This is a genomic window from Alterluteimonas muca (assembly GCF_021191595.1).
Classification (GTDB): domain Bacteria; phylum Pseudomonadota; class Gammaproteobacteria; order Xanthomonadales; family Xanthomonadaceae; genus Luteimonas; species Luteimonas muca.
Genome location: NZ_JAIWPS010000008.1, coordinates 41934 through 57783 on the forward strand (window position 1 = coordinate 41934; position 15850 = coordinate 57783).

13 protein-coding genes are annotated in these 15850 nt (G+C 71.3%); 7 read left to right on the top strand and 6 right to left on the bottom strand.

What is annotated here, in order from left to right; all coding sequences use genetic code 11:
- Positions 1 to 12: 12 nt before the first annotated feature.
- Together LDO11_RS11085 and LDO11_RS11090 are read right to left on the bottom strand one after the other, a co-directional pair.
- Positions 13 to 2304 carry an NADP-dependent malic enzyme gene (locus LDO11_RS11085; RefSeq protein ID WP_232141600.1) on the bottom strand — a complete coding sequence of 764 codons (2292 nt, stop codon included), beginning with the start codon at positions 2302 to 2304 and terminating at the stop codon, positions 13 to 15.
- Positions 2305 to 2379: 75 nt separating this feature from the next.
- On the bottom strand, positions 2380 to 3648 hold the full coding sequence (locus LDO11_RS11090) for a flavohemoglobin expression-modulating QEGLA motif protein (RefSeq protein ID WP_232141601.1): 1269 nt from the start codon (positions 3646 to 3648) through the stop codon (positions 2380 to 2382).
- A gap of 205 nt (positions 3649 to 3853) precedes the next feature.
- Between LDO11_RS11090 and LDO11_RS11095 the strand changes: the two genes are divergently transcribed.
- Positions 3854 to 5074 carry a S41 family peptidase gene (locus LDO11_RS11095; RefSeq protein ID WP_232141602.1) on the top strand — a complete coding sequence of 407 codons (1221 nt, stop codon included), beginning with the start codon at positions 3854 to 3856 and terminating at the stop codon, positions 5072 to 5074.
- Between the two features lie 185 nt (positions 5075 to 5259).
- Here the strand turns inward: LDO11_RS11095 and rsgA are convergent, their stop codons facing one another.
- Positions 5260 to 6333, bottom strand: coding sequence for a ribosome small subunit-dependent GTPase A (rsgA, locus tag LDO11_RS11100; RefSeq protein ID WP_343226126.1), 1074 nt, complete (start codon positions 6331 to 6333; stop codon positions 5260 to 5262).
- Between the two features lie 136 nt (positions 6334 to 6469).
- Between rsgA and LDO11_RS11105 the strand changes: the two genes are divergently transcribed.
- The 3 genes from LDO11_RS11105 to LDO11_RS11115 are packed head-to-tail and all read left to right on the top strand — an operon-like array spanning position 6470 to position 9109.
- The gene (locus tag LDO11_RS11105; protein ID WP_232141603.1) at positions 6470 to 7720 is read left to right on the top strand and encodes an aminotransferase class I/II-fold pyridoxal phosphate-dependent enzyme; all 1251 of its coding nucleotides are present in this window, start codon (positions 6470 to 6472) and stop codon (positions 7718 to 7720) included.
- Positions 7720 to 8343 (top strand): SGNH/GDSL hydrolase family protein, encoded by a 624-nt coding sequence (locus LDO11_RS11110; RefSeq protein WP_100324195.1) that lies wholly within the window; start codon positions 7720 to 7722, stop codon positions 8341 to 8343. Before LDO11_RS11105 ends, LDO11_RS11110 begins: the two co-directional genes overlap by 1 nt.
- Before the next feature lie 31 nt (positions 8344 to 8374).
- Positions 8375 to 9109 carry a methyltransferase domain-containing protein gene (locus LDO11_RS11115; protein ID WP_232141604.1) on the top strand — a complete coding sequence of 245 codons (735 nt, stop codon included), beginning with the start codon at positions 8375 to 8377 and terminating at the stop codon, positions 9107 to 9109.
- Positions 9110 to 9145: 36 nt separating this feature from the next.
- Here LDO11_RS11115 and LDO11_RS11120 read toward each other — a convergent pair whose 3' ends face one another.
- Positions 9146 to 10123: a transaldolase gene (locus tag LDO11_RS11120; protein ID WP_129136921.1), complete on the bottom strand. Its 978-nt coding sequence runs from the start codon at positions 10121 to 10123 to the stop codon at positions 9146 to 9148.
- A 234-nt stretch (positions 10124 to 10357) separates the two neighbouring features.
- Here LDO11_RS11120 and LDO11_RS11125 point away from each other — a divergent pair, with 234 nt between their 5' ends.
- Both LDO11_RS11125 and LDO11_RS11130 read left to right on the top strand, forming a co-directional pair.
- Positions 10358 to 11056, top strand: a complete 699-nt coding sequence (locus tag LDO11_RS11125; protein WP_232141605.1) for a hypothetical protein — start codon at positions 10358 to 10360, stop codon at positions 11054 to 11056.
- Between the two features lie 67 nt (positions 11057 to 11123).
- Positions 11124 to 11384, top strand: coding sequence for a hypothetical protein (locus LDO11_RS11130; RefSeq protein WP_232141606.1), 261 nt, complete (start codon positions 11124 to 11126; stop codon positions 11382 to 11384).
- Between the two features lie 103 nt (positions 11385 to 11487).
- On the opposite strand, the gene LDO11_RS11135 is transcribed toward LDO11_RS11130, so the two are convergent.
- Positions 11488 to 12402, bottom strand: a complete 915-nt coding sequence (locus LDO11_RS11135) for a polysaccharide deacetylase family protein (protein ID WP_232141607.1) — start codon at positions 12400 to 12402, stop codon at positions 11488 to 11490.
- Between the two features lie 59 nt (positions 12403 to 12461).
- Here LDO11_RS11135 and grxD point away from each other — a divergent pair, with 59 nt between their 5' ends.
- A complete protein-coding gene (grxD, locus tag LDO11_RS11140) occupies positions 12462 to 13394 on the top strand; it encodes a Grx4 family monothiol glutaredoxin (protein ID WP_232141608.1) in 933 nt (310 codons plus the stop codon).
- 889 nt (positions 13395 to 14283) lie between these two features.
- Here grxD and LDO11_RS11145 read toward each other — a convergent pair.
- Positions 14284 to 15831 carry an N-acyl-D-amino-acid deacylase family protein gene (locus LDO11_RS11145; RefSeq protein ID WP_232141609.1) on the bottom strand — a complete coding sequence of 516 codons (1548 nt, stop codon included), beginning with the start codon at positions 15829 to 15831 and terminating at the stop codon, positions 14284 to 14286.
- Between the last annotated feature and the right edge of the window lie 19 nt (positions 15832 to 15850).

Sequence of the window (15850 nt, forward strand, 5' to 3'; positions counted from 1 at the left end):
CCAACCCGCAGGTCAGCCCTCTTCCTGCCCGCGCTGTGCCTTGCGGATCTGTGCATCGACCGCGGCGATCGCGGTCATGTTGATCACCCGGCGCGGCGTGGCCGTGGAGGTCATCACGTGCACCGGCGCAGACAGCCCCATGAGAATCGGGCCGAGCGCGGCGCCGTCGGTCATCACCCGGATCATGTTGTAGGTGATGTTGGCCGCATCGAGGTTGGGCAGCACGAACAGGTTCGGCCGGCCCGACAACGTGGTGTTGGGGAAGATGCGCTTGCGCAGCATTTCGTCCCAGGCGGCATCGCCCATCATCTCGCCGTCGACCTCGAGCCTGGGCGCGCGGCGCGCGAGGATTTCCCGCACCTCGCGCATCTTGCGGGCGCTGGCGTTGTCGTGGCTGCCGAAGCTGGAATGCGACAGCAACGCGACCTTGGGCTCGATGCCGAACAGCTTCAGCCGGTAAGAGGCCTGCAGCGTGCTCTCGGCCAGCTGCTCCGCGGTGGGATCGAGCTGCACGTGGGTATCGAGGAAGAACCAGATGCCGCGCTCGTTGACCACGCCGGTCATCGCCGAGGTGCTCTGCACGCCGGGCTCCAGCGGGAACACGCTGCGGATATAGCCGAGCTTCTTGTGGAAGCGGCCGACGATGCCGCACAGCATCGCGTCGGCTTCGCCACGCCGCACCATCAGCGCCGCGATCAGCGACGGCCGCGAGCGCAGCAGGCTCTTGGCGGAGTCGGGGGTCACGCCGCGGCGCTCGACGATCGCGTGGTACTGCTGCCAGTACTCGTTGAAGCGCGGGTCGTCGTTGATGTTGGTGATCTCGAAATCGCGACCGGCCTGCATGCGCAGGCCCAGCCGGCGGATGCGGTTGTCGATCACTTCCGGGCGGCCGATCAGGATCGGGAACGCGAGGCGGTCGTCGATCACCGTCTGCACTGCGCGCAGCACCTGTTCCTCCTCGCCCTCGGCGTACACCACGCGCTGCAGGTCGGCACGCGCGCGGTCGTAGACCGGCTTCATCGCAAGACCGGTGCGGTAGAGGAACTGCTTGAGTTTCTCGCGGTACACGTCCATGTCGTGGATCGGCCGCAGCGCGATGCCGGAATCCATCGCCGCCTGCGCCACCGCCGGCGCCAGGTGGGTCAGCAGGCGCTGGTCGAACGGGCGCGGGATGATGTACTCCGGACCGAAGCTCGGGATCTCCTCACCGTAGGCACTGCCCAGGTCACTGGCCTCTTCCTTGGCGAGCTGGGCGATTGCGCGCACGCAGGCAAGTTTCATCGCCTCGTTGATGCCGGTGGCGCCGACGTCGAGCGCGCCACGGAAGATGTACGGGAAGCAGACCGCGTTGTTGACCTGGTTCGGGTAGTCCGAACGGCCGGTGGCGATGATCGCGTCCGGGCGCGCGTGCTTGGCGGCCTCGGGCATGATCTCCGGATACGGGTTGGCCAGCGCGAGGATCACCGGGTTGGGCGCCATCGTGGCGACCATGTCGGTGGTCAGGATGCCGCCGGCCGACAGCCCCAGGAACAGGTCGGCCCCGGCGACGATCTCGCCCAGGCTGCGCATGCCGGTGTCGCGCGCATAGCGCGCCTTGGCCTCGTCGAGGTCGGTGCGGCCGCTGTGGATCACGCCTTCGCGGTCGAAGGCGATGATGTTCTCCGGCCGCGCGCCCAGCGCCACCAGCATGTCCAGGCAGGCGATGCCGGCGGCACCGGCACCGGTGGTGGCGATGCGGATGTCGGCGATGTTCTTGCCGGCGATCTCCAGCGCATTGACCACCGCAGCGCCGACGATGATCGCGGTGCCGTGCTGGTCGTCGTGGAACACCGGGATCTTCAGCCGCTCGCGCAACTTCCGCTCCACGATGAAGCACTCGGGTGCCTTGATGTCCTCGAGGTTGATGCCGCCGAAGGTCGGCTCGAGGCTGGCGATGATGTCGACCAGCCTGTCGGGGTCGCGCTCGTCGACCTCGATGTCGAAGACGTCGATGCCGGCGAACTTCTGGAACAGCACGCCCTTGCCTTCCATCACCGGCTTGCCGGCCAGCGGGCCGATGTCGCCCAGGCCCAGCACCGCGGTGCCGTTCGAGATCACCGCCACCAGGTTGCCGCGCGCGGTGTAGTCGCTGGCGGTGGTGGGGTCGGCGACGATGGCCTCGCAGGCATAGGCCACGCCCGGCGAATACGCCAGCGCCAGGTCGCGCTGGGTGAGCATGGACTTGGTGGCGCTGACCTTGATCTTCCCCGCCGGTGCCTGGCGGTGGTAGTCGAGGGCGGCCTGCTTGAAATCGTCGTTGGACATCGGGAGCGGTCTGCCGGAAGTACGCGAGGGGGCTCCCGATTCTAACCCCCGGGCCCGGACCGGGTCCGCGGCCGCCTACCCGGCCGGCGGGTCGAGCGGCCCCCTGCCGGTCGGCCCGTCGATGGCGCCGAGGCGGATGCGGTTGGCGAACAGCGAAAACGCCAGCATTCCCGCCAGCCCGTTGGCGCGCGCCACCCAGGGCGGCAGCCAGCGTGGCGGCGCGAGAGTGCCGTCGTCGAACAGCGGCTCGAAGCGGATCACGTCCTCCAGCGTCATCTTGCCGGCGAACAGCAGCCGGCACAGGCGCAGGCGCCCGGCCCCGAGTGCGCGGCGGAAGAAGGTGTGCACGTCGATCAGCCCGCGCAGGTACACGGTGTCCTTGGTGAAGGCATGGCCACCCTCCACCGGCACGCCGCGGAACACCCGCTGCGCGGAGGCGAAGCTTTCGGCGGCGGTCTGCCCGGCATCGAGGAAGTAGCGATAGACCTCGATGAAGTCGGCGCCATCCATCGCCAGCGCGACCGCCTCGATGCGCAGGCCGATGCGCTTCAGGCGTTCGATGTCGATGTTGCCGGTGATCTGCTCGGCCAGCGTGGCCAGGCCTTCCTGCACCGTGGTGATGCGTGGAGAGGACATCGCCAGGCTGCCCAGCACCGGCTGCTCGCGGCCATTGAGGGCGGTGAGCGAATGCACCAGCGCCTCGTGCTGCAGCAGCTGGTGGCGGTCGTAGTCGGTGTAGGCGGCGCTGCTGCGCAGGCGGATGCGGTGCGCGCCGGCGGCGGCCTTGGCGATCAGCTCCGGGTCGAGTTCCACCTGCACCACGCGGCCGGCGAAGAACTGGTCCAGCTCGCCCTGCAGCCACAGCTGCAGCGCGGTGGCGGAAATCTCCACCTGCTCGTGCGGGGCGATCAGTTCGGTATCGAACTCGTCGGCGATGCCGATGAAGTGGCGGGCGGCGTCGCGCGCGGTGAGCTCGCTGCCGGGCAGTCGCTCTGCCGGGCCGCCGTACAGCGCCAGCGAATGCGTGCACACCGCCGGCGTGCCCAGCGCTTCCACAAGCTCCGCGGCGATCGACCACTGCCGCGCGGAATCGATCAGGTAGATGCCCAGCGGATGCGACGGATCGGCCTCGCGGGCGACCGCATCCAGTTCGCGCCGGGCATCGCTGAAGTCCTGCGGTGGATACACCACGCGTGGCAGGGCAAGGCGCCCGGCCATCGCCTCGTCGAGGAAGCGCCGCTGCACGCTGGCCGGCCAGCTCGCCAGCGCCAGCACGCGGATGCCGCGTGCCGCGGCGATCATGCGCCGGTCGAGCGCGGCGTGGTGGGCGACGGCGTCGTGCATCGGTGGATCCACTGGCGACAGGCGGCCCACGCTAGCCGATCGCTGCGTGCCCGGCCATGCCAGCGCCCGTGGCCCGGATTGCGCAGAGCGCCCGGGCCCGTTCCCCCTCCGTCGGACTTCCGCGGATGCGGCCTGCAGCCTTACCGCGCGACCCGCGCATAGGCGGCGCTGGCTCCGCCGCGGAGGCACACATTACCCTTCGGGCATGGGACGGATCCTCCACCTGCTGGTCGCGGCGAGCCTGCTGCTTGCCGGCTGCGCCAGCGTTCCCTGGGCCCGCGACGACGCCACCCCGGAGCCGGCCCAGGTGACCGACGGCTCGGCCGACCGTGCCGCACTCAACGCCCGCGTATACGACGCCGTGGTGCGCCATGTCGTTCGCCGGTTCCATCGGTGCGAGGCCATCAGCGACTTCCGCGCGCATGCCGCAGCACAGCGCGACGCGGTCGTGGCGCAACCGGACGAGGCCGGCCTGTACGCCGGCCTCAGCACACTGCTGGAGAGGCTCGACGACGACCACAGCTACGTCACCAGCCCGGGCTCACGCGTGCGCCACGACGCCCTTCGTGCGGGCACCGCAGTCGCCGACACCGGACTGCGCACGCAGCTGGTCGGCGAGACCTACTTCGTATCGACCGTGCGCCCGGATTCGCCCGCGGCCGGGGCGGGCGTGCTGCCCGGATGGCGGCTGGTGGATATCGATGGCGTGCCGACCGCGCTGGCCGCACCACCGGCCGACGGCGTCCGCCGCACGCTGCGGCTGCTCGACGAACATGACCGCGAGCACCTGCTGGCGCGGACGCCGCGGATGATGCCGCCGCTGCCCCGGCACGAACTCCGGCGCCTGGACGGCGGGATCGCCCACCTCCGGTTCGAGGCCTTCGATCGCGAGACGCACCGTTGGCTGCTGGAGCAGATGGACGCGCTGGAGGAAGCGCGGCCGCGCGGCATCGTGCTCGACCTGCGCGGCAATGGCGGCGGCCACGGCGGCATGGCCACCGTCACCCACGCCTTCTTCCATCCCGGGACGCAGCCCCTCCTCACGCTGCAGCGCCGCTTCTTCCGCCAGACCTACGTGGCCGGACCGATGCCGCACCATCGCGGCGAGCCGATGGTGGTGCTGGTCGGGCCGACCACCGCGAGCATGGCCGAGATACTCGCCGCCCGCCTGCAGGAAACCGGCCGCGCCCTGGTGGTCGGCCAGCGCACCCGTGGCGCGGTGGTCGCAACGCGCGGCATCGACCTGCCCGATGGCGGCCTGTTGCACCTCGGCATGTTCGGCCTGACCACCGCCGGCGGTCAGGCGCTCGAGAAACGTGGCGTGTTGCCGGACGTCGAGGTCGACCTGGACTGGCAGGCGGTGCGCGAGGGCGGCGATCCGGTGCTGGACGCCGCACTGGAGAAACTGGCGACCCTGATGCCGTAGGCGCGCGTCTGGCCCGTGGGCACATCCAGGACTGTCCGGACGGGTGCAGCCGGTCCGGGGCAGGCCGCACGGAACCGGCGAGAAAGCAGTCCGTTCCACAGGCGCACCGGTCATATCACCCGGATCAGCGCGAACATCCGGTTGTGGCCGTTGTACTTCGCGGGCGACGCCTGGCAGGGCGGCCTTCAGCGCCGCCGGCGCGATCCCGTCGTCGGCTGCGGGTTGCGGCGCCGCTCCTCCAGCTGGCGGGCCGCGGCGGCGTGCTCGTCGCTCAGCTTGAGGAAATTGGCGAAACGCGCCGGATCGAGGGTGCCTGCCTGCACCGCCGCGCGTACCGCGCAGCCGGGTTCGTTGCAGTGGCCGCAGTCGCGGAAGCGGCACTGTTCGGCCAGCGCTTCGATGTCGGTGAAGTTCTCGGCGATGACTTCCTCGCCGGTGGGTTTGAGCTCGCGCATGCCCGGCGTGTCGATCAGGCAGGCGCCCGACGGCAGCGGGATCAGCGCGCGGTGGGTGGTGGTGTGGCGGCCGCGGTCGTCGGACGCGCGGACCTCGCCGGTGCGCATGCGTTCGCGCCCGAGCAGGGTGTTGGTGAGCGTGGACTTGCCGGCGCCCGAACTGCCCACCAGCACCGCGGTCACGCCGGCGCCCAGCCACGGCGCCAGCGCGGCGGCGCTGTCAGCATCGCGCGCGTTGACCGCGATCACCGGCACCTCCGCACCGACCACGTCGGCCAGCGCCGCGCGCGCGGCGTCGACCTCGGCGGCGTCGTGATCGGCCTTGGTCAGCACGATCAGCGGTTCGGCACCGCCGCCGCGCACCAGCAGCAGGTAACGCTCGATGCGGCGTGGATTGAAGTCGCCATCCAGTCCGCACACCACGAGCACCCGGTCGATATTGGCGGCGATCACCTGCTGGCGGTAATGCTCGCCGGCGGCACCGCGCTTGATCACCGTGCGCCGCGGCAGCAGCAGCACCACGCGCCCGTCCTCGACCAGCACCCAGTCGCCGACCGCGGCACGCTGTTCCGGCGGGCAGCGCGGCAGCTGCCATTCCGGCAGCGACTCCACGCCGACCGCTTCGTCCGGCGCCTGTGCGACCAGATACCCGGTGCGGTGCTGCTCGACCACGCGCGCCGGCGCGGCCTGCGGATGCGCGGCCATCGCCTCGCGCCAGGGGCCATCGGGCACGTCACCGGCGTGCGGCCAGCCGATCGCCCGCAGCGCGGCGTGGGCGGGGGTATCGATGGCGGAGGCGGTCACGCGCGGGCTGTCAGGAAATGCATGCGCGCAGTTTATGCGCCCGGCGCCCACACCGCCGCACGCCCGTGGCTGGCCGACCCGCAAGGGGTTTTCCGCTAGGCTTGGCCACGCCCCACTTCCCGCACGCGCCTGCCCGATGCCCAGCCTCAAGACCCGCGAACGCCTGTCCGAAGTGCGCTACGAGATCCGCGGTGAGCTCGCCCGCCGGGCCCGCGAGCTGGAAGCCCAGGGCCGCACGCTGATCAAGCTCAACATCGGCAATCCCGGCGCATTCGGGTTCCGCGCGCCGGCGCACCTGCAGCGCGCGATCGCCGACCACATCCACGACACCGATCCCTACACCCACCAGCAGGGGCTGCCGGCCGCGCGCGAGGCGATCGCCGACGTCCACCGCGCCCGCGGCACGCCGGACGCCTCCCCGGAACGGGTGTTCATCGGCAACGGCGTCAGCGAGCTGATCGACATCTCGCTGCGCGCGCTGCTCGATCCCGGGGACGAGGTGCTGCTGCCCTCGCCCGACTATCCGCTGTGGTCCGCGGCGACGATCCTCAACGACGGCCGCCCCGTGTACTACCGCTGCCAGGCCGACAACGGCTTCCTGCCCGACCCCGACGAGATCGAGGCACTGGTATCGCCGCGCACGCGGGCGATCGTGCTGATCAACCCGAACAACCCCACCGGCGCGGTGTATCCGCGCGCGCTGCTGGAGCGCATCGTCGCCATCGCGGCCAAGCACCGCCTGCTGCTGATGTCCGACGAAATCTACGACGGCATCCTCTACGACGGCGCGCTGTTCGAGCCGCTGGCGCCGCTGGCCGGCGACGTGCCCTGCCTGTCGTTCGGCGGGCTGTCGAAGGTGCACCGCGCCTGTGGCTGGCGGGTCGGCTGGGCGGTGCTGTCGGGTGATCCGCTGGCCAGCGGCGACTACCACCACGCGATGGACCTGCTCGGCGCACTGCGCCTGTGTGCCAACGTACCCGGGCAGTTCGCGATCGCGGCGGCGCTGCACGGCACCGACACCATTGGCGCCCTGTGCGCCCCGGGTGGACGCCTGTACGAGTCGCGCCGCGCGGTGATCGAAAGCTGCGCGGCGAGCCCGCACCTGTCGCTGCACGCGCCGGCCGGTGCGCTGTACGCATTCCCCGCCGTCTGCGGGGCGGCCGCCGAAGGTTTCGACGACCACGCGTTCGCGCTGGAACTGCTGGAAACCGAGGACGTGCTGGTGGTGCCCGGGTCGAGCTTCAACCTCGCCGAGCGCAACCGCTTCCGGGTGACCCTGCTGCCGGAACCGGCGCAGGTGCGCGAGGTGTTCGGCCGCATCCACCGCGTGCTCGAGCGACGCGCTGCGGCGGTGCGCGACACTGACGACCACGTGGCGGTGGCCTGATGATCGACAACGGCAACCACATCGCGATGCTGTCGCTGGGCGACAGCTACACGATCGGCGAGGGCGTGGCCGAACACGAACGCTGGCCCGGGCAGCTGGCCGCGGCGTTGCGCGACGAAGGCATTCCGGTGGCGCCGCCGTACATCATCGCGCGGACGGGCTGGACCACCGACGAACTCGACGCCGCGATCGACGCCGCCGGCATCACCGGCAATTACGGGCTGGTGACGCTGCTGATCGGGGTCAACAACCAGTACCGCGGCCGCAGCGTGGACGAATACCGCGAGCAGTTCGATGCACTGCTGCAGCGCGCGATCGGCTTTGCCGGCGGCCGCGCCGACCGCGTGCTGGCGCTGTCGATCCCGGACTGGGGGGTGACCCCGTTCGCCGCCGACTCCGGCCGCGACACCCGGCATATCGCCCGCGACATCGATGCCTACAACGCCACCGCCGGCCAGTGCTGCAAGGCGCGCGACGTGGCCTGGGTGGACGTCACCTTCGCCACCCGCATGCGCGACGCAGCGCGGATGCTGGTGGCCGACGGCCTGCATCCATCCGCGGAGATGTACGCGCAATGGACCGCGCTGGCGCTGCCCGAGGCACGCCGGCTGTTGACTGCATGACCCCGGCGCTGCCGGACAAGGACTCCCCCGCATGACCCATACCGCCGGCGCCATCGCCGCCGATCACGGACGCCCGCTCGAACCCGCGCGTGCGCGCAGCATCGCCCGCGCGTTCGCCCCCGCGCACCCGCTGGGCAACCGCCACGACTACTACTACACGCTGATCAAGCTGCGCAGCGACCCGCTGTATCCGGGCGTGCTTGCCGCGTTGCGTGGTACCCGCGAACCGGTGCTGGACCTCGGCTGCGGGCTCGGCCTGCTCGCGCATGCGCTGCGCCAGGACGGGCAGTCGATGCCGTATTACGGGGTCGATATCGACGCCGACAAGATCGGCCGCGGCCGCCGCGTCGCCGCGCGCAGCGGGCTGGCCGACGTGCGCTTCGATGTCGTCGACCTGGCACGGACCACGCCGTCGCATGCCGGCAGCGTGGCGATCCTCGACGTGCTGCAGTACCTGCAGCAGCCGGCGCAACAGGCGCTGCTGTCGACGGTGGGCGCGATGCTCACGCCCGGCGCGCGGCTGGTGATCCGCACCGGGCTGTCGGAGGAAAGCCGCCGCGGCCGCACCACCCGCATCGCCGACCGCCTCGCCAGCCTGGTCGGCTGGATGCAGGAACGCGCGCGCTGCTACCCGACCCGCGACGGCCTGGAGGCGATGCTGGCCACTGCCGGACTGCGGGCGACCTTTGCACCGCTGTACGGCAACACGCCCTTCAACAACTGGCTGGTGGTTGCGGAGCGGGCCGGCGATACCGCGGCGCCCTGACGCCAGGCGCCCGGGCCGCGGAGGTGATCGGCCGACTCAGCCCTTCAGCCGCTCCGTCACCGACGCACGCAGCGCATCGAGGTCGGCGGCGAACGCCCTGATGCCGTCGCGCAGTTTTTCCGACGCCATCGCATCGGCCTCGAGGTCGGCAGCGAAACGTTCGGCATCGACTGCGGTGCGCGGCTCGTCGTCGGGCGCCTCGGGCACCAGCACCCGCGGGAGATCGCCATGGTCGGCATCGAGCGCCTCCAGCAGCTCCGGCGAGATCGTCAGGCGGTCGCAGCCGGCCAGCGCCTCGACCTGCGCGGCGGAGCGGAAGGAGGCCCCCATGACCACGGTCTTCGAGCCGCGGCGCTTGAACTCGGTATAGACGTCGCGCACGAAGCGCACGCCCGGGTCGTCGTCGATGCTGGCCGGCGTCTCGCCGCGGGCGACGTGCCAGTCGAGGATGCGGCCCACGAACGGCGAGATCAGGAACGCGCCGGCCTCCGAGCAGGCGATCGCCTGGCTCTGGTTGAAGATCAGCGTGAGGTTGCAGTCAATGCCCTCGCGCTGCAGCTGCCCGGCGGCGCGGATGCCTTCCCAGGTGGCGGCGATCTTGATCAGCACGCGGTCGCGCTTGACGCCGGCCGCCTCGAACAGGGCGATGAACGCGCGCGCCTTGGCGACCGTGGCATCGGTGTCGTAGGCGAGGTCGGCATCGACCTCGGTGGAGACGCGCCCGGGCACCAGCCCGCTCAGGTGCACGCCGACGCCGATGGTCAGGCGGTCGACCACGCCGTGTGCGGCTTCGGCCGGATCACCGCCCTGCGCACGCGCGGCTTCGAGCTCGCGTTCCACCAGGTCGGCGTACACCGGCAGGTCCAGGGCCTTGCGCACCAGGGTCGGATTGGTGGTGCAGTCGACGGGCTTCAGCCGCTCGATCGCGCCCGCATCGCCGGTATCGGCCACCACCACGGTCATGTCGCGCAGCTGCGCGAGCTTGGACGGGCGGGCGGTGGCGGGTGCGGACATGACGGACTCCTGCGGAATGGGTCCATCACGATAGCCGCTGGGCTGTCACGGCGGAACATGCACCCGGTCGCGGCAAACGCATCGGCACGTGCGCGGTCGCCGCATGTAGGCCCGCGGGCGCATTGACGGCGACGGCGGGTGCACTGGTGCAGACTGGCGGCGCACCGCCGGCCCCGGCAGCCTGCCGCGGCCATTCCTTCCGGCAGTCCCGTTGTCCACGACAAGGAGCCCGTGATGAGCATGCCCACGTTGCCGCAGGCGCTGTACAAGGCCAACCTCGATCTCTGGTTGCGGATCGGCGAACTGCTGGAGGACAACCGCGCGCAGTGGACCGCGCTGCTCGCGCGCGAGCTCGGCGATGGCGCCGCGCCGGGTCTCGACGCCCTGCGCCAGGGCGACTGGCAGGCGCTCGCATCGCTGCCGGCACAGGTGCTGGAGCGGCTGTCGTCGCAGGGCCTGGGCGAGCTGCAGGCCACCGCGCAGACCGCACTGGGCGGGCAGATGAATTTCGCGACCGGGTTCCAGGCCGCGCTTGCGGAATGGCAGCAGGCCACCGCTGCCGCGCTGGGCGAGGCCGGCGCCGGTACGGGCGACCTGCAGTCGGTCATCGAACAGGGCCTGCAGGCATTTGGCGCTGGCACGACCACGCGCGGCACGTCCTCCACGACAGACGCACCCGCAGATGCCGCGGCGACGGCAGCGGCCGGGCCTGCGACGGGCGCGGCCCGCAAGGCCGCGGCACGGCCACGCAGCAAAGCCGCGGCGAAGAAGGTGCCCGCCACCGCCACGAAGGGCTCGACACGGGAGGCCTCCGGCAACAACGACAGCGGCAAGCAGGCGGCACGCAAGGCCGCCAAGCGCGCGGCACCGCGCAAGGCGGCGAAAGCCGCAAAGGCAACCAGAACGCCCGCGAAGCGCGCCCGCTCCCACTGACCACCGCCTTGCCGCGGCCGCGACACCGGCGATGCCAGCCTGCATGCCCCACATCGAGGATGCAGCCATGACCAGGGACACCCGCGAACCCGCCCCGGAATCGCCGGAACAGACGCAGGACCGCAACGATGCCGTCGCCTCGCGCGGCGGGCCGGCACTGCGCGACCCGCGCTCGCAGGCGGCACTGGACAACGTCGGTCTCGACGACCAGGCCAACCTGCTCGACCCCGAACTCGACGGCCAGATCGGCGACGACGGCGACGGCCCATCGTTCATGGACGACGTGCGCAGCGACGTCGGCCGCGGCAACAACGGCGAGCCGCGCTGAACGATCCTGCCGGGGTGCCTTGCCCCTCTTCTGGAAGCGGGAAGCGGGCAAGGCGCGGCGGGAGTATCCAAGCGATCCGCGCGCCATCGCGGACGACGCGGGATCAACGACCTTCGGCAGTCCCGACCAGCGTGGCAGCTGGTGATGATCGGGTGGCACCGGCGGCCATCCCGTTGGGGACCACCGTTGCGCCCGACAGCGCCTCCGGCAGCACGCTCGCGTAACCCAGCGCATCCAGCCGCTGCAGCAGCAGGTCGATCATCTCCACGCTGCGCCCATGCGGCGCGCCCTCGTGCAGCAGCACGATCGCGCCGGGTGCGAGGTCGCGTTCGATCAGCGCGACCACCTCGGCGGGATCCGTGCGCACCGCGTCGTAGCCGCGCGCGCTCCAGGCCACGCGGGTGAGCCCGGCATCGCGCAGCGGAGCCGCCACGAACGGATTGGTCATCCCCACCACCGAACGGAACCAGCGTGGCGGCTGTCCGCACAGCGCGGTCAACGCGTCCTGCGCACGCAGCACTTCGTTGCGCATCCTCCGCGGGCCCAGCGCCCAGAACCAGGCCTGCGGATGGGTATGGCTGTGGTTGCCGATGCCATGGCCGCGACCTGCGATCGCGGCCACCAGATCCGGACGCGCCAGCGCCCGCTCTCCGACCAGGAAAAATGTCGCCTTCGCACGGTGGCGGTCGAGCAGATCGAGGATCGCAACGGTGTCGTCCGAAGGGCCATCGTCGATGGTCAGCCACACCCGGCGATCGTCCACCGGCAGCCGCGCCAGCACCGGCGCATATACCCGCGAACGGGGCCGGAACACGGGCACCAGCACCAGCGCATGCGAGACCAGCATGGCCGGCAGCCCGGCAGGCCAGCCCCAGGCCAGCCAGATCGCCAACACCAGCAGTTGCGATGCACCGACCCACCACAGCCACGCGTGCGGGCGACGCGGCACGCGCGAAAGCTGCGGAACCGTCGCTTCGGCGGCGGTCGACGGGGGCCGCACTGTTTCCCGGGCGCTCATGCCCGGATGATGCCACGCGGGTAAAATACGCGGTTCTTCCGCAATGCCGAGCCGCTGCCATGACCCTGTCCCCCGCTGTGCGCGAGCGCATCGAATCCCTGCTGCAGTCCAACAAGGTGGTGCTGTTCATGAAGGGACAGCCGTCGATGCCGCAGTGCGGCTTCTCGGCCAAGGCGGCCGGCATCCTCGGTGAACTCGGCGTCGAGTACGCCCACGTCAACGTGCTGGCCGACGCGGAGATCCGCGAAGGCATCAAGGCCTACGGCAACTGGCCGACGATCCCGCAGCTCTACATCGACGGCGAGCTGGTCGGCGGCAGCGACATCATCGAGGAGATGGCCGGTTCCGGGGATCTCAATACCGCACTCGGCCTGCCCGCACCCGACCGCACCCCGCCGGCAAACGTCACTGTGACCGCCGAAGCCGCGAAGATGCTGCGCGAGGCGCTCGACGGTGCCGGCAGCAACACCGCGCTGGCGCTGTCGATCGACGGCCGCTTCCAGCCGCGCTTCCAGATCGCGCAGGCCAGCGACAACGCGATCGCGGTGGAGAGTGCGGGCATCCGCATCCAGTTCGATGCCGCCAGCGCGCGCCGCGCCGACGGCATCACCATCGACTGGGTCGACGACGTGCGCGGCAAGGGCCTGGTGGTGGAGAACCCCAACGCGCCGAAGCCGGTGCTGCCGCTGGTGCCGGCCGAAGCCGATGCCCAGGTGCGCGCGGGCACGCTGACGCTGGTCGACGTGCGCCCCGCCGAAGAGCGCGCGCAGGCCGCGGTGAACCTGCCGTTCGAGACCCTCGACGACGGCAACCGCGAGCGCCTGGAAGCGCTGCCCAAGGACATCGCGTTGGCCTTCCTGTGCCACGGCGGCGTGCGCAGCCGCCAGGCCGCCGAGCATTTCCACGCGCTGGGCTTCACCCGCGTGCACAACGTGGAAGGCGGCATCGACGCCTGGTCGCAGACGGTTGACGCCTCGATCCCGCGCTACTGATCCGCGCCACGCCGCAGGCGACATCGGTGGCACACGGAGGGCAGTCGTGGAAGCGGCTGCCCTTTTTGATGTCCGCCCGATCGGGAAGTGCTCATGGAGTCCGTCCTGCGGACTGTCGGGCAGTGGCTGCTCGGAGTCGAAGCTGGTCCACCGCACCACAAGGGGATGCCCAGCCGGATATCGCCGCGTCTGCTACCACGGCGGTCGGCCATCCAGGGTCGCGACAACAGGCTGCTTTTTCGACGTCTGTTCCCTCATCGCGGACGCTCAGTGGGGTCACCGCAGCCCACCGCGGCCGCAGGGGGATGCCCAGCCGGATATCTCCGCGTCCTGCTCCCACATCCGGCCGCCGGCCATCCATGGCCGGCTCTGGACATCCCCCTGCGTCCACGGCGGGCTCCGACCTGTCGTGGCGTCCTGGGAGAAGGTCAACGGCAAGGGACGTCAGGCCGTCGCGGTAATCGACGACTTCGGCTGAGCGCTCTCGGTCTCCAGACTGCAACCGACGAACGCACACATGCGGCCGTTGGCGACTCCACAGCAGCGGCTCCTGCACTCCCCGCCGGAGCCCACGAACGTCGGAGCCCGTCGCGTGCACCGGGGGGTGTGCTCCCAGCCGGCCATGGATGGCCGGCGGCCGGCCGTGGTAGCTGGACGCGGACTCCGGCCGGGGGAGCACACCCCCCGGTGCGCGCGACGGGCGGCGCGCCTCCAAATGAAGCACTCCATCAACGCGTCCCGCACTCCGGCTTTCGCGCGAACGGAGCCACTTCAGCCATACGACATGGCCCGGAGTTGGAAGAGCGGCGCTGCTCCGGAGACGGCCGATCAACCGGGTGCCTGCAGCCACACTTGGCCGGGAGCATGCCGAATGCCGAATGCGCCGTTGTCACCGCAACATGGATCGCAGCACCTGCCCCGCACGCCCCGTGCGTTCGCCCTGCTCGAACACCGGCACGCCGGCGAGGACGACGAGGTCGAAACCCTGCGCATGCGCGAACGGATCGATGTAGTCCGAGCGCGCCCGCACCCGTGACGGCTCGAACAGCACCAGGTCGGCGATCGCCCCGGGGCGCACGATGCCGCGGTCGGGCAGGCGCAGGATGGAGGCGGGCAATGCGGTGGCCTTGCGCACCGCTTCTTCCAGCGCGACCCCGCTGCCGGCGACGGTCTGCTCGATCCAGCGCGCGAAGGTGCCGGTGGCGCGCGGATGGCGCATGCCCGGCCCACCGTCGCTGGCGATGGCCACGTGCGGATCCCGCAGCAGCCGCGCCTGCAGGGCCTCGTCCATCACGAAATGCGCCGCGCTGCCGCCGCGCGGGCCGATCTCCAGCAGCGCATCGGCGAACGCCAACTCCATCGCATCGGCCACCTGCGCAAGGGTGCGCCCTGCGTGCGGGCCACTGCCGAATAGCAGCGCCTGCGGCCCGCCGCGCCGGCTCATGCGCTCGACCAGCGCGTCGCGCAGTTCGTCGCGACGCGTGGCCAGCACCTGCGCGTAGTCGTGCGGCGGCAGTGCCCAGTCCGGAAACAGGATGCCGACGCCGGTGTAGCTGGCCACATAGGGGTAGGCATCGGCGGTGAGTTCCACGCCGGCGCGGCGGTGCGCATCGAGCGCCGCGAGCAGCCGCTCCGCGCGCGACCCGCCCTGCCCGTACACGACCTTCAGGTGCGACACGTGCGTGCGCGCCGGGCGGCTGGCGTCGATGTGTTCGCGCAGCGAGGCCTCCACGCGGTCGTCGTCCTCCGAACGCATATGGCTCATGGCGACGCCATCGCGCGCGGCCACCGCGCGGGCGAGCACCGACAGTTCCGCGGCGCCGGCGTACATGCCGGGCACGTATTCCAGGCCCGTGGACATGCCGAAGGCGCCTGCATCGAGGTCCGCGCCCAGCAGTTCGCGCATCCGCGCGATGCCGGTGGCGTCGGGCTCGCGCCTGTCATCGGCGATGCCGGCCTGCCGGCGCAGCGTGCCATGGCCGGCGAGCGCGGCCACGTTGATGTCCGGCCCCGCGCGCTCGACCGCATCGAACCATCCGCGCAACCCGCCGGCAGCGGCGCCGGCCGGGCTGCTGCCGTCCTGGCCCAGCACCACGGTGGTCACACCCATGGCGAGGAAGCTGGCGTACGACGCCTCCAGCGGATCCCCGTGCACGTGCAGGTCGATGAAGCCCGGCGCCAGCACGCGGCCACCGCCTTCCACCACCCGTGTACCGCGCGGTGCACGCGCAGCTGCACGACCGACCTGCGCGATGCGCCCGTCTCGCACCAGCACGTCGGTGGCACGCGCCGGTGCACCCGTGCCATCGACCAGCCTTACATCGCGCAGCAGCAATGCCTGCGGCGTACCCGCACGCACCGACGGCAGCAGCGCGCAGGTCCCCACGGCGCCGAGCGCTGCAAGCAGTTGGCGACGTGACCAGCCGGATCCAGCCATGCGGTGCTTCCTGTCGAAG

Coding starts and splice junctions, on each gene's coding strand:
- LDO11_RS11085 (WP_232141600.1), bottom strand. CDS start 2,304: ATGTCCAACGACGATTTCAAGCAGGCCGCCCTCGACTACCACCGCCAG.
- LDO11_RS11090 (WP_232141601.1), bottom strand. CDS start 3,648: ATGCACGACGCCGTCGCCCACCACGCCGCGCTCGACCGGCGCATGATC.
- LDO11_RS11095 (WP_232141602.1), top strand. CDS start 3,854: ATGGGACGGATCCTCCACCTGCTGGTCGCGGCGAGCCTGCTGCTTGCC.
- LDO11_RS11105 (WP_232141603.1), top strand. CDS start 6,470: ATGCCCAGCCTCAAGACCCGCGAACGCCTGTCCGAAGTGCGCTACGAG.
- LDO11_RS11110 (WP_100324195.1), top strand. CDS start 7,720: ATGATCGACAACGGCAACCACATCGCGATGCTGTCGCTGGGCGACAGC.
- LDO11_RS11115 (WP_232141604.1), top strand. CDS start 8,375: ATGACCCATACCGCCGGCGCCATCGCCGCCGATCACGGACGCCCGCTC.
- LDO11_RS11120 (WP_129136921.1), bottom strand. CDS start 10,123: ATGTCCGCACCCGCCACCGCCCGCCCGTCCAAGCTCGCGCAGCTGCGC.
- LDO11_RS11125 (WP_232141605.1), top strand. CDS start 10,358: ATGAGCATGCCCACGTTGCCGCAGGCGCTGTACAAGGCCAACCTCGAT.
- LDO11_RS11130 (WP_232141606.1), top strand. CDS start 11,124: ATGACCAGGGACACCCGCGAACCCGCCCCGGAATCGCCGGAACAGACG.
- LDO11_RS11135 (WP_232141607.1), bottom strand. CDS start 12,402: ATGAGCGCCCGGGAAACAGTGCGGCCCCCGTCGACCGCCGCCGAAGCG.
- grxD (WP_232141608.1), top strand. CDS start 12,462: ATGACCCTGTCCCCCGCTGTGCGCGAGCGCATCGAATCCCTGCTGCAG.
- LDO11_RS11145 (WP_232141609.1), bottom strand. CDS start 15,831: ATGGCTGGATCCGGCTGGTCACGTCGCCAACTGCTTGCAGCGCTCGGC.